Raw genomic sequence first — 14,203 nt, 5'->3', positions numbered from 1 at the left:
AGGAAACGCCCATAAAAAAATCGCCCTAAAGAGCGATTTTAAATTTGTTATTTTCTTTTTCTATTTGATAAACTGAATTGAAAACGGATAATTTGGCGCTTCGTTATTACTTGCCTTAATAGCATTTATGATTGGAAATATAAGGTAAAAAATACCGATTGCAATTAATCCTATAATTCCTAATCCTAATAATAAGATTAACGGAATACAGATTAATATGTATATAAACATTGAAATTCTAAAGTTAATGATTGCTTTTCCATGGGCATCCATATCAACAATTTCATCCTTTTTGGTAAGCCATAAAACCAGAGGTACAATAAAGCCTCCAATACCAGTTACAAAATCTAATAACTGCGTTAAATGTGTAATTACTAATAGTTGTTTGTCTTCTTTCATTTTTTTTTGGTTTGGTTGTGTAATTATTTGACGCTCAAAATTCTTGTTTGTTACATCTTTAACCTATTAAAAATAAATTTTAAGTGAAAAAACAACTAAATCGACTAAAAAGCACAAAAAAATGCTCTTTTTGACAAATTTTTCATCAAAAGTAGTAAAAAAACACAGAATTATGTAAATGAGCAAACATCAAAATTATATGAGTTAAAACAAGCTTTACTTTGATAATACATTTGTATTGAACAAAAAAACAATATATAAAATTATGGATTATTTAAACATAGACGACAAAAAAGTATTACCAATTGTATCAGAATTAAACGTGTTACTCGCAGATTATCATGTGTATTATCAAAAATTAAGAAATTTTCATTGGAACATTTTAGGTAAAAATTTCTTTGACTTACACAATAAGTTCGAAGAAATGTACAATGATACCAAAACAAAAATTGATGAAGTTGCAGAACGAATTATCACTTTAAAGTATCACCCTATCAGTAAATTATCTGATTATATAGAAGTCTCTAAAATTAAAGAATCTTCACCATTATTAACAGATAAAGAAATGGTAAGTGAAATAGTAGAAGATCATAGAATTATTTTAGAACAGTTAGGTAAAGTTGTTGATAGAGCTGACAATGCTAAAGATGAGGGTACTATTGATTTAATGGGAGCCTACATAAGAGAACTTGAAAAAACAACTTGGATGTTGAATGCTTGGTCTAAAGACACCAAAGATCAGTTAGACAGTAGTTTTATTAAATAGAAATCAAAATAAGAATCACCAACCATATCCATTAAAATGAATAAAATAATAAATAAATTAGAAGCCTGGAAAGAGATATTTATAACCAACTTACCCAACATTGCAATTGCAACAGTGGTAATGATTGTAGCTTATTTTGCTTCAGGAGCCATCAATTCTTTTGTAAATAAAATCATTGGAAAAAGAATACAGCAAGAATCTGTGAAGAATTTGGTTTCTAGACTATCTTCTGCCATAATCTTCTTAGTTGGATTGTATTTTGCTATGACCATCTTAAAGTTTGACGATACGTTGAAAACAATTATTTCTGCTGCTGGTGTATCAGGTATTGTTATTGGTTTGGCTTTACAAGGAACCCTTTCTAATACAATTTCTGGAGTAGTACTTTCTTTTAGAAAAAACTTAAATATAGGAAATTGGGTAGAGACTAATGGTTATGCAGGAGAAGTTATAGACATTAATTTAAATTATTTTGTTATTCGTGAAGCAGACAACAATACAGTAGTAATACCTAATAAAACTATTATTGAAAACCCTTTTAAAAACTACTCTCTAACCACTAAAATGAGGATTGCTATAGAATGTGGAATTGAATATAGTGCCGATTTAGAGAAAGTAGAAGAATTGACAAAAAATGTGATTCAAGAAAATTTTAACCAAAGAGAAATTGGTAAAAATGTTGAGTTCTATTACACAGAATTTGGTGACAGTTCCATTAACTTTTTGTGCAGATTTTGGGTAGATTCTAAAAATGCTCTTCAGAAATTAAAAGCAAAAAGTAACGCTATTATAGAAATTAAAAAAGCATTTGATAAGGAAGGAATTAGTATTCCATTCCCAATAAGAACTCTAGAGTTCAATAATAAATTAAACGTAAAAAGTCTTGCAAAAGAAAAAATATCCCAGAATTAGGATACTAATATAATTTAGAAAAATAATATTAACCTTTAAAACATAGATTATGAAAAATTTTAAACTAACAATATTCTCATTATTAATAACTGCAACAACCGCATTTGCACAAATAGGAAATCCAGATATATCAGATAAATGAACTATCAGCGAATATGACAAGTATGAAGTAAAAACAGAAGGAGATGAAAAATACACTGTAAAACATCACGAAATTACAGAAGAATATACACCCGTAATATTAGACCCTAAGGATAAATACAAAATAAATCAAGATATTATTTACATGCCCACTCACGTAAGTAAAACTATTGAATTAGATTATGATCATGATGTAATGTATGATAAAAAAGTAACCTTTAATTACAAAAAACCTGATGAAACAGATTTAAATTTTACATTAAGTAAAAGTGGTATTGTAATTATTTCAAAAAATAAAAATTTAAGTGTAGAAAAAGTTTGGAACAAACTTGATAAAACAATGTATTCTAACGATTTAAATGAAAGAATTAAAAATGAAGGTACTTATGTTGTAGCATTATCTAATGGAGAAAAAATAGATATTACCATCACAAATTACGATATTTTTTAATAGTTAATTGCAATTAAATTCTATAGCTCAACACAATGTGTTGGGCTTTTTCTTTTCTCATAAAATCTTTGTGTATTTTTGCAAAATGATTCAAAACGATACTATTATTGCCTTGGCTACTCCTGCTGGAGTTGGTGCAATTTCTGTAATTAGACTTTCTGGTGAAAAAGCAATTACTATTGTTGATGCTTTTTTTAAATCCGTTAAAAAAGAGAAATCACTAAAAAATCAGAAAACCCACACTATACATTTAGGTCATATTATAGATAAAGGTATCATTTTAGATGAAGTTTTAGTATCCGTTTTTAAAAATCCTAATTCGTATACTGGTGAAAATGTAATAGAAATTTCTTGTCATGGTAGTAGTTTTATACAGCAAGAAATTATTCAATTGTTTTTACAAAACGGTTGTAGAATGGCTGATAATGGTGAATTTACCATGCGTGCTTTTTTAAATGGTAAAATGGATTTATCTCAAGCAGAAGCTGTAGCAGATGTTATTGCTTCTAACTCTGCAGCAAGTCATCAAATGGCAATTCAGCAAATGCGAGGTGGAATTACAAATGAACTCAAAGAACTTCGTGCAAAATTGTTAGATTTTGCAGCTTTAATTGAGTTAGAACTCGATTTTTCTGGAGAAGATGTTGAGTTTGCAGATAGAACACAATTTAAAGAGTTGGTAGCAAAAATCACATTTGTTTTAAAACGATTGATTGACTCTTTCTCTTTTGGAAATGCCATGAAAAACGGAATTCCGGTTGCCATTATTGGAGAACCTAATGTTGGAAAATCTACTTTGTTAAATGCTTTGCTAAATGAAGAAAAAGCCATTGTTTCTGATATTGCTGGTACCACTAGAGATGCTATCGAAGATGAATTAATCATTGATGGTGTTGCATTTCGATTTATTGATACAGCAGGAATTAGAGAAACTGTAGATATTGTAGAAAGTATTGGAATCCAAAAAGCATATGAAAAAGCAGAAAATGCACAGTTAATTATTTTCTTAATTGATGCCAATAAATACATACATTCTAGTGAAGACTTTTTAGAGGAAATTAAAATCATCAAAAAGCGTTTTCCTAATAAAAGGCTGTTGGTAATAGCCAATAAGGTGGATACTTTATCTTGCCATGATTCATCTATTTTACAATCAGAAATTGAAGATTTAATTTTACTATCAGCAAAAGAAAAATCTGGTATCGAAGAATTAAAAAACGAATTGACTTCTTTGGTAAACATTGGTGCGTTAAGCAATAACGAAACGATTGTTACCAATTCTCGTCATTTTGAAGCTCTAAATAATGCCTTAACTGCTATCAATTCTGTACAACAAGGAATTGATTTAGAGATATCTACGGATTTATTTTCCATTGATATTCGTGAATGTTTGCGACATTTAGGTGCAATTACTGGAGATTATGATGTGGATAAAGACATCTTAGGGCACATTTTTTCTAATTTTTGTATCGGAAAGTAATTATCAAATTATGAAGATAAAACTCTTAACTATTCTTTCTTTATTTATACTTTTTACTGCGTGTAGTAATGATGACGATTTTGACATCGACTCATTATTTTATTCAAATGCTCTTCAAAATTTATCGTCTGATGATTTAATTGGAACTTGGGCTATATTTAGTTTAAAGTTTGAAAATAATCGAATAGACTACCCCATTAATTATATAGAATGTGGTAGAGAACACTTTACTTTTAATAAAAATGGAATATATACTGAAACAGTTTATATTGATAATGATTGTAATACTATTGATAATAATTTAGAATGGAATCTAAACAATGGTATCATTACTATTAGAGACCAAACAAATCAAACTGAAGAACTCGTTGTAACTCAATTAGACAAAAGTAATTTAGTCTTTAAATTAAAGCTAGACGCTGACTCAGATGGCACAATAGATGTTGTTACTGCCTACCTAAAACCCTACACACCTAAGATAATAGACAGGGTATCAGAATCATTTATTCGAAATACATCAGAAGAATACAGAAATTTAATAAGCTACACTTGGGATCCCTATAAAGATAAAAACACCTTTACTTCTTACGAGATTTATCGAACTTTTGGTAATAATTGTGATAAAAGCAACGCTACCCTCATCAAAACTATTACAAATATAAATGAGACTAACTTTACAGATTTAACACCTCCTGCTGAAGAAAATTTATGCTATTTTTTAAGAATAAATATTACAACTGGTATTTTAGGAGAAAGTAGTATTTTAAGTTTACAAACGCATAGTTTAGAAGCTGATCCTGTACATTTAAATCAACCACAGATTACAAATAATTCTATTCATTTTAGTTGGGGTAAAAGCTCAATGCCTTACTTTTCTCATTACGAAATTTCTTATTCAAATTTTGCTCCAAATATTTCAGGTTATGGGAAGCAAAATGTTGTTGTTGCAAAGATTACAGATATTAACACTACGAGTTTTATTGATACAAATCCTCCTTATTTAGAAAAACCATTTTATAAAATTAATGTTTATGATATTTTTGGAAATAAAACATATGATTACCATGATGATTTAACTGTTTCTCGTGAAGTTAATTTTACAAGAAATGAAATAATCAACATCAATAAAGTACAATCATTTACTATTCATCCAAGCAAACCTTTTGTTTATTTTTATGGAGATACTGATGCTGACAATACTTTTAAAATCAGAAAATTTAATTACAAAACAAATTCATTAGAAACTATTTCATCAGAACCATCTAACACATATACAAACCTAGCTATTCAATTTTATAATTCAAATTATGGTGAAGAAATATTTTTAGATCAAGGAGGTGAACTTTATGTTTATGATGCAAACTCATTAGAATTTAAATACAACCTAAAATCTGTACATTATTTTAGTATTAATGACTTTCTCTATACCAAATCTGGATTTTGGATTTTAATTGATGGGGATGATATCTATACGTTCTCAAGAAATGGAAGTAAATTGAATTTAATTGATAAGAAGTCTCATTTTTCAGAACATCAATCGTCCTATAATTATAATATTATTGAAATTCAAAATAATCAGTTTTTGCTTGGGCATCCAAAAGAATCTAGCAGCATTCTTTATGAGATTAATAATGATGGTTTTTTAACAATTTTAAATTCTTCAGTTAATATTCCGCTATCATACACATCTCAAAAAGAAATGGAATTCAATTCAACTAAAAATATTATTGTAAATCATAACAATAACAAAATTTACTCCTCCAATAATTTTTCTTCTATTCAAAACTATCAAAACCCAGTAACTTCGTTTAGAATGAGTTCTGATGGATCAACTATTTTTGGCACAAATAACAACCCAAATTGGTCAATTGATGATGAAAGCAAACATAAAAAAGAGGCTGTATTTTTTAATGTAACAAGTAACCTAGTTAATACATTTGAAACTAAAGGCTACCCTTTAATAATTTTTGAAAATCATGAAAAAGAAATAATTTCAATCTCTAGCGGTATGAAAAGAGAAAGTTTTATGAGAAATATTAATAATAAGTCTGACTTATTTATAGAGATCATTAAGTAAGTGAAAATAATTGATTTTGTAGGCCATTACGCTATTCTAGGCACCAACCAAGATGATTCTGAGAACACCTACAAAGGTGAGCTTTTTCTAAGCTTAATTGATGATAATACCATCAATGCTAAATGGCTCATCAACAATACTCAAGAACAATTTGGAACTGGCTTTTTTAAGAATAATATTTTAGTAATCAACTTTTATTACAAAAGTATTGAAGGAGAATTTTTTAAAGGAAAAGTGATTTACAAGTGTCTTACAAAAGATATTCTAGAAGGTACTTGGACAGAAGAATTTGGAAATCCAGCATTCTTAGGTACAGAAAATTGCTTTCGGATTAAAAATGAGATTTTAAATTAAAGATTTTAACAAGTTATTTTAACTCATCTATAGCATACAAAGTTCTAAGTAAAACTCTTTTGTCTTTTCGTTTTTTTAAATGCTTGTTAAAAACTTCTATAAAATTATTATTATAATTTTCATGACTAATATTTTTAGGTTCTGTGTAAATAATAGCCTCATAATTCTCTTTATTTACTAAGCTCCTCACGCCTGCTTTAGCTGCTAAAGACAAAGGTTTTTCCTTTTTTAAGCTTAGTATTAAAATTTCAGATTTCGAGTTTTCTTTTAGACGATATAACAAATCATATACTTTACCACAGTTTCCATTATTTACCAAACATATAGTTACTTTTTGATTGTATAGTAAATTGAATATTATTGTATTTTCAAACTCTACATCATCTTTACCAAACACTATAATTAATCCCTTTTTCATACTTATTTACTTAAAAACATCTAATTTATTTCTGTTTACAATCAAAATTAATATTATTTGAAAATTTTATGATCTGTAATGCCATGCAATTTGAGCTAGCTGCCCAACTATTTTTACAGAATCTTTCATTGACAACTTAGAACCATCTGCATGAATCCACCTTTTAAGAGGCTGTTCGCATAATATTTGTTTTGCTTTTTCTAATCCGAAATGAAGGGTTATTCTTCTAAATATTTCAACATCAAAAATCCATTGTGTTACAAACTTTTCTCCAAAAGAAATATCAATTACATCTTTATGAAATATCTTAGCACCACATTGTGTGTCTTTGAAATCCATTTTTAATATTTTTCTAATAATATAATTAATAGTCATGCTAATTATTTTCCTAGCAGACTCCTTTGTAATATTAGCCCCCATTCTACTAATTCTTGATCCGCTTACAATTTTGTAATTTGAATTTTCAATAGTTTTAACTAAGTCATCAAAATCTGCCAAATCTGTAGATAAATCTGCATCTAAAAAGCCAATAAAATCAAGATCTTCTTGTTTAGACATATATAACATTCCTTGTCTAACCGCTTCTGCTTTACCTCCATTTTTTTCACAGTCATACACTGTAATAAAGTCTTCGCGTCCTTTTCTTAAGTTATTCAAAACTTCTAAAGTATTGTCTGTGCTTCCATCATTTACAAAGCAAAGATGATATCCAGAATATTTACCTATATAATCTGTAAACTCTTTACTAAATAATCTTTTTTCTTCGTTATAACAAGGTATCACAACACCAACACATCTTTCTTGAATAATAGTATCATTGTATTTTGTTTGGGTAGCTTCAATTTCTGGAACACCAATTAATTTTTTTGTTCTTAAACAAACCTCTGTTAAGCTTAACGGTTTCTTCATATAATCATTTACACCCAACTCAAAACCTTGAGTAATCATATCATCTTCTGTATTACCAGACAAAATCATAATAGGTGTGTCTGGTTTTTCAGATTTTTTTATATGTTTAACCACATCTAACCCAGAAATAGTAGGCATGTTTATATCTACAATTACCAAATCTGGTTGTAAAGAATCAAATAATTCAATACCTTTTATTGCATCTGTTTCTGTGAATACTTCGTAACCTAATTCTTTTAATTTTAACTCTAATGGAATTAACACTAATTTCTGGTCATCAATTGCTAATATTTTCATAATCATATAATTTGTTTGGTTAAAACTTTAATACAAAAGTAATTTAGTTAACCTTTCTTTTTTACTTTTTAGAGTTAAAGTAAGATTATCTATAGGTGAAAGGTTGTTTACTTTAGTTAAATAAAAAAAAATATAGGATAAAATTATTTTATATTTACGATATCTTAAGTGAGATTTTGTAAATGAAAGAAAAGTCTAATAAATATTTAATAACTGCAATATTACTAGCATTATTATTTCATGGTTCTACCATTTTCTTTACTCTAGAAACCACTTATGATGCTTTAATACACTTGTTTTTTGCTGATCATTATGCTAATAGTTGGTTTGAACCTTGGAATTACAGATGGTATACAGGTTTCACTGTACAAAGTTATCCGCCTTTGGTGCATCAAACTATGGGGGCATTATCTTTAGTTGGAGGTTTAAAATTTGGCCTTTTTACTGTTGCATTTGTGGCTATTATATTATTTGTAACTGGCGCATACAGGTATTCTTTATTGATAACCTCTAATAGAACTGTAGCTGGCTATGCAGCTATTTTAGCTGTTTTTTCTTCATCTTTTGTAGAAACGTTGCATATTTTTGGTCAATTACCTAGCATTGTTGGTGTATCAATTTTAATGCATGCTTTACCAGAAATATATTTATGGCTTAAAACTGGTAAATATAAATTCTTTTTTACATCACTTTCATTAATTTCTGTAACAGTTACATCACATCATGTAACTCCTATTTTTGGAATGTTATTCTTTATTTTTCCATTGATTGGAACTGTAATTATGGATGTAGCTAGAGAAGAGGTTAATAGCTATAAAGAGGTTACTTTTTCTTTATTTTTAAAAACATTTTTTAAGCAATTAAAAAAGAATTTAGCATTTGGTTTATCTGCACTTTTTTTAATTGTTTTTTGTATTTTTCCTTATTGGTTAAACTCTAAGAAAAATCCAATAACTCAAGTTCCAATACCTCATGGCTCTAGAGACAGTTTTATAGATGTTACTTCTTCTGGGTTAGTGTTTTTTACAATTCCTTGGGGATTACTGTTATTTATACTTCCTTATATTTTTTATAGATATTACAGCAAAAGGTATTTATTTTTTGGTTTATCATTTACAATGCTAGTAATTTTAGGAACTGGTGGGACAACCCCTATACCAAAAATGATTTTAGGCGAGACTGCTTTTAATATTTTAACATTAGATAGGTTTACGCTTTGGGGTTCTATTATGTCTATTCCTATATTTGGGGAATTTGTTTATCGATTTGTAGAAGGAGACTTAAAAGAGTTAATACAAGAAAAATTTGGTGCAGTTTATCATCGATTATTGGGTGGTCTTTTAGCCTTTTTTTATGTTGCAATGGTAGTTTTTACCATGAGTTTGGGATATTTTAGACCTTCGCAACCTCAGAAAATTAAAATGTTACCTATTGTTAATTTTTTAAGTCAAGATTCTCATGACCATTGGAGGTATTTAACTTTGGGCTTTGGAGATCAAATGGCATGGTTAGGTGCACAATCTAATGCAATGAGTGTTGATGGTAATTATCATTCTGCAAGACGTTTGCCAGAATTAACCACAAGACCCATTGAGCGTTTAGAAAACTCTAAATTTAAGGGAGTAGCTGGTATAGGTTCTTTACAGCAATTTTTAACAACACCTGAGAAATACAATTTAAAATATATATTTTCTAATGACAAATTTTATGATCCAGTTTTATTTTTCTGTGGTTGGCAACGTTTGTCTCAATTAGAAAATGGTATTATGGTTTGGGAAAAACTGAATGTACCTCCGGTTTCTTCTATTTTACCTAAAGAAGATGTGCCTGCTTGGGTAAAAATTATGTGGGGCGTAATTCCTTTTTTAACGGTACTTTTTGCTTTTATATTTAATGTTCAATCGTTGATTATTAACGCTTTAAAAACAAAAACAAAACCAAACCCTATATATTTTAAATATAAAAATGATTATTCTAAATTTTCTAAAAATGTTTTAAAAGCTTTTCATATTTGGGCAGTTCTTCTAATTATTACTATAAGTTATGCTTGTTATATGTTTTACATAAAAAACGACACACAAAGGTCTCCAGAAAATGTAGTAAAAGCCTATTATGATGCCATCGATTTTAAAGAATTAAATAAAAGTTTTAGTTATATAGATCCTAAAGACAATTTAACTAGAGCTCAATATTTACTAGAAATTTCGGTTACTGATGGTCTGTTAAGTTCATATGCGAAGTTAGATGCAATTACTACAGAAGTTTTAAAAAAAACAGATAGTTTAACAACTTTAAAAGTAGAAACAAAATGGATTACTCCTTTAGAAAAACTATCTAAAGTAGAATTTAGAACAACTGTTAAAAGAGGCAGAAAATGGTATTTAAAACCTACTAGAAAATCTATAGACTTACCTCCAGACCAACTATATTCTAAAAATACTACTGGTTATTTTAATCAAGGAAGAAGAAGAATTACCACAGAGCAAACCCATCACGAGGATGTTTTAAAACAACCTGTTTTAGAGATTGTTTCTGCAAAATTGATAAAGTTTAATAAACGTTACTCTATTATTGGTGAAGTTCAAAATATAGACAATGTTCCATCTGATGTAGTATTAAAAGGGACACTTTATAACGATGACAACAAAGAATTAGCAACCTACAATGCTAAGCATATTATAAAGCATAAATTAATGCCCAAAGAAATAAGTGCATTTAGAATTAATTTTGAAGGTATTGCTTGGTCTAAAACAAAAGACTCCATTCCTAAAACATTTAACCCAGATGAATTTACTCCAATAGAACTAAGTGAACAACCTACAAAGTTTAATTTACAAGCTGCAGGAAATACTTCTAATTCAGATTTATTTAAAGACGTAGTTTTAAGTGAAGTAAATATTTCTTCAAACACAATTAGTGGTACTTTATTTAATAGCGGAATTCAAGAGATAACGGTTCCCCAATTAATTATTACTTTCTACAATAAAGACAAAGAAATGATATGGGTTGATAATTTATTTTTAAAAGAAGGTATTAGACAAGAAAGAAAATTACGTTTTAACTACTCTATTCCTAAAGACCCTAAAATAAAAAGTATTAGCAATGATATGAGTTATTGTTTTGTAAATGGCTTACCAAATAAAGACATTGCCTCTAAAATAATACCCAACAGAATACATAATCATACCATAAGTAAATTACAAAAAGTAGATCATTCTCTTTTTAGTTATATTAAAATTGAATTAAATATTTATATTGGTAATCCTAAATAATGAAGTTAAAAAAAAGTTTTGCGCTACTACTTTTCCAGTTGGTAATTGTATCTTTTCTAGCACAAGAAACAAATACCAAGCAAACTTCTATTACTCTATTATCAACAAAAACAAATTATATTGTTGGTGAAGACATTATACTTAATTTTAAAGTTAAAAAAGACACTGTTTTTCAGTTATATTGTTCTAATAGTTATGGTTCTATTGTATTACAATCTAAAGTTTTAAGCCAAAAAGCATCTTTTACAGTTCCAAGGTTTTTATCAAAAAAAAGAGGAATATTGTCTTGGAAAATCATAAATACTGATGAAACTATTTCTGGAAATATTTCTATTTCATCTCAACAACACCCCACAAGTATTGAAACCTATTTGGGTCCACCTAGTATTGATGCTGGAGGTTTAGACTATACAATGCTGGTTGTAATACCTACAGATAGTTTAGACAACCCTATCTTAGACAATAGTAAAGTTGATGTAAAATATCAATTTTTAAAATCTGAAAATATAACACCAATATATACAGATAAATTAATTGGCTATAAAAATTTTTATGCTCCTAAAAAAAGTGGGCGAATGATTATATCATCAGAATGTCATGGTTTAAACTCTAAAGAGTTTGATGTAAACATTATGCCTGCCATAGCAACAGATTTTAAAATTTTTACACATAGAAATCATGAATATGCAGACGGAAATCAAATTACAACACTGTACACATCCATTATAAAAGATAAAAACAATAATATTATTAGTGATGGAAGTTATATAGAGTTTTACATCACCGATCAAAAAGGAGGCATTTTAAAGACGGCTGCAACTACTATTAATGGAGTGGCTCATGCAAAAATTGTTCATCCCGATTTTGAAGATACTTGGAAAATAAAAGCTTATTTTATTGGTATTGCAGAAAGTAACACCATAACAATTAAATATAAAAAAGTAATTGAAGATTATAATGTTGCTTTTAAACAGCATAATAGAATTATAACTGTAGGGCCTTTAGAAAGTTTTATGGGGCAATTGATTCCTGATGGATTATCCATAAAACTATCTATTTATAAAAACAAAACTCTAATTAAAGAACTTTTTAAAGAATCTAATAACGGTTTTGCTAGCTTTTATTTAGATCCTAATATTTATGAGAACAATGAATACCAAGTAATTATTGAAACTGCAGGGATTAAAAAAGAATTTAAAAGTTTTAAACTATGGTAAAAACTAATAAACGAATTCTTAGAGGTGTTTTAATGCTAACTTATGTAATTATAATAGGAATTCTTTTGTTTTTAGTGAGTTCTATTTTTAGCTTTTTAAATACAGGTGCAGACAGAAGTAAAATGCTACATACAGAAGTTAAAAAAGCAGACCAATATTTACCCAAAGTAACTTGGATTTTAGATGGCAATGAAGGAAGAAAAATAAGTAAGCAAAAAATTGCAGAAGTTGAAAACGATTATTTAGATGCTTGGTATGTGAAACATATAGCCTACAAAACCAATACAAAAGTTGGTATAGAAGACTATTTTACAGAAAGTGCTAGAGAAAATATTTACAACATACTCAATTTTAATAAATCAAATAAAATATCTGTAGAATCTACTACCCTACAACATCACTTAAATCTTGAGTTTTTTAGTGAGGATGGACAATTAATTGTTTTAAAAGATACAGACGCCTTAGAATATAAAAAAGTTTTTAAAGACAATAAATTGATTTTAGAAACTACAGAAATATCAACATATAAATATGTTCTATTATTAGAAGATGGTTTCTGGAGGATTAGACATATGGTAAAAGAATCTTCAGAAAAATATCAAGATCCCCATCAAAAAAGAACAATTACAGACACCAACATTAAAGGTATAAATTATTATCCACAAGCAACTCCTTGGAATATGTATGGTGATGCATTTGATATTAGTATTATTGAAAAGGATTTTAAAATCATTAAGGAAGCCAATTTAAATTCTGTAAGGATATTTGTACCCTACGAAGATTTCGGAAAAGCGAATATAAAATATGAAAAACTAGAGAAGTTACAGAAAGTTTTAGATGCTGCCAAAAAGGCAAATTTAAAAGCCGTTGTTACTTTGTTTGATTTTTATGGAAATTACGATGTACTAGACTGGACATTAAACCATAGACATGCAGAAAAAATTATTGAAAAATTTAAAGATCATAAAGCAATTTTAGCCTGGGATGTTAAAAATGAACCCAATTTAGATTTTGATGCCAGAGGTAAAGAAAATGTAACAGCTTGGTTAAGTTTTATGATTGATTTAATTAAATCTATTGATAAAAAACATCCTGTTACCATTGGCTGGTCTAATGTAGAAAGTGCAAGTATTTTAAAAGATAAAGTAGATGTAGTTTCTTTTCATTACTATGAAGATTTAAGTAAGTTTGAAAGTAAATATTTATCTCTAAAAGAAAACATAAAAGACAAACCTATAATTTTACAAGAATTCGGAGTTTCTTCTTACAGTGGTTTGTGGAGGCCTTTTGCGGGTTCTGAAGAAAAACAAGCAGCCTACTATAAAGAAATACAAAAAGTCCTGACAAGAAATAATATTCCTTTTATGTCATGGACTTTGTATGATTTTGATTTTGTACCTAAAGAAGTTTTAGGGAGGCTACCTTGGCGAACGAATCCGCAGAAAAAATTTGGATTCATTTCTAACACAGGTGAGAAAAAATTATCCTATAAATACATCTCTAATTAAAT

General features: G+C 28.2%; 12 protein-coding genes. 9 read left to right on the top strand and 3 right to left on the bottom strand.

The window, feature by feature from the left end; genetic code table 11:
• Positions 1-60: 60 nt before the first annotated feature.
• On the bottom strand, positions 61-399 hold the full coding sequence (locus FP421_RS12370) for a DUF4870 domain-containing protein (RefSeq protein ID WP_159951058.1): 339 nt from the start codon (positions 397-399) through the stop codon (positions 61-63).
• A gap of 265 nt (positions 400-664) precedes the next feature.
• Here FP421_RS12370 and FP421_RS12365 point away from each other — a divergent pair, with 265 nt between their 5' ends.
• The 6 genes from FP421_RS12365 (at position 665) to FP421_RS12340 (ending at position 6,580) form a co-directional block, all read left to right on the top strand.
• Positions 665-1,165, top strand: coding sequence for a Dps family protein (locus FP421_RS12365; RefSeq protein ID WP_159951056.1), 501 nt, complete (start codon positions 665-667; stop codon positions 1,163-1,165).
• A gap of 36 nt (positions 1,166-1,201) precedes the next feature.
• On the top strand, positions 1,202-2,077 hold the full coding sequence (locus tag FP421_RS12360; protein ID WP_159951054.1) for a mechanosensitive ion channel family protein: 876 nt from the start codon (positions 1,202-1,204) through the stop codon (positions 2,075-2,077).
• A 286-nt stretch (positions 2,078-2,363) separates the two neighbouring features.
• Entirely contained in the window at positions 2,364-2,669 is a 306-nt protein-coding gene (locus FP421_RS12355) for a hypothetical protein (protein WP_159951052.1), read from the top strand.
• Between the two features lie 85 nt (positions 2,670-2,754).
• Positions 2,755-4,149, top strand: a complete 1,395-nt coding sequence (gene mnmE / locus FP421_RS12350) for a tRNA uridine-5-carboxymethylaminomethyl(34) synthesis GTPase MnmE (protein ID WP_159951050.1) — start codon at positions 2,755-2,757, stop codon at positions 4,147-4,149.
• 10 nt (positions 4,150-4,159) lie between these two features.
• Complete coding sequence (locus FP421_RS12345; protein WP_159951048.1) at positions 4,160-6,226, top strand: fibronectin type III domain-containing protein; 2,067 nt, start codon at positions 4,160-4,162, stop codon at positions 6,224-6,226.
• Positions 6,227-6,580, top strand: a complete 354-nt coding sequence (locus FP421_RS12340) for a hypothetical protein (protein WP_159951046.1) — start codon at positions 6,227-6,229, stop codon at positions 6,578-6,580.
• Positions 6,581-6,593: 13 nt separating this feature from the next.
• On the opposite strand, the gene FP421_RS12335 is transcribed toward FP421_RS12340, so the two are convergent.
• Both FP421_RS12335 and FP421_RS12330 read right to left on the bottom strand, forming a co-directional pair.
• Positions 6,594-6,998 carry a hypothetical protein gene (locus FP421_RS12335; RefSeq protein ID WP_159951044.1) on the bottom strand — a complete coding sequence of 135 codons (405 nt, stop codon included), beginning with the start codon at positions 6,996-6,998 and terminating at the stop codon, positions 6,594-6,596.
• Between the two features lie 66 nt (positions 6,999-7,064).
• On the bottom strand, positions 7,065-8,204 hold the full coding sequence (locus FP421_RS12330) for a response regulator (protein ID WP_159951042.1): 1,140 nt from the start codon (positions 8,202-8,204) through the stop codon (positions 7,065-7,067).
• Positions 8,205-8,386: 182 nt separating this feature from the next.
• Here FP421_RS12330 and FP421_RS12325 point away from each other — a divergent pair, with 182 nt between their 5' ends.
• From FP421_RS12325 to FP421_RS12315, 3 genes are read left to right on the top strand one after another with little or no spacing between them, the layout of a single operon-like run.
• Positions 8,387-11,476 (top strand): hypothetical protein, encoded by a 3,090-nt coding sequence (locus FP421_RS12325; RefSeq protein WP_159951040.1) that lies wholly within the window; start codon positions 8,387-8,389, stop codon positions 11,474-11,476.
• The gene (locus FP421_RS12320; protein ID WP_159951038.1) at positions 11,476-12,693 is read left to right on the top strand and encodes a hypothetical protein; all 1,218 of its coding nucleotides are present in this window, start codon (positions 11,476-11,478) and stop codon (positions 12,691-12,693) included. The genes FP421_RS12325 and FP421_RS12320 overlap by 1 nt, the downstream gene beginning before the upstream one ends.
• Positions 12,687-14,201: a glycoside hydrolase family 2 TIM barrel-domain containing protein gene (locus FP421_RS12315; RefSeq protein WP_159951036.1), complete on the top strand. Its 1,515-nt coding sequence runs from the start codon at positions 12,687-12,689 to the stop codon at positions 14,199-14,201. Before FP421_RS12320 ends, FP421_RS12315 begins: the two co-directional genes overlap by 7 nt.
• Positions 14,202-14,203 lie beyond the last annotated feature (2 nt).

This window comes from Polaribacter septentrionalilitoris, assembly GCF_009832745.1.
In the GTDB taxonomy this organism is placed as follows: domain Bacteria; phylum Bacteroidota; class Bacteroidia; order Flavobacteriales; family Flavobacteriaceae; genus Polaribacter; species Polaribacter septentrionalilitoris.
The sequence above is the reverse complement of the archived record's forward strand: the minus strand, read 5'-3'. Positions and strand labels throughout refer to the sequence as shown.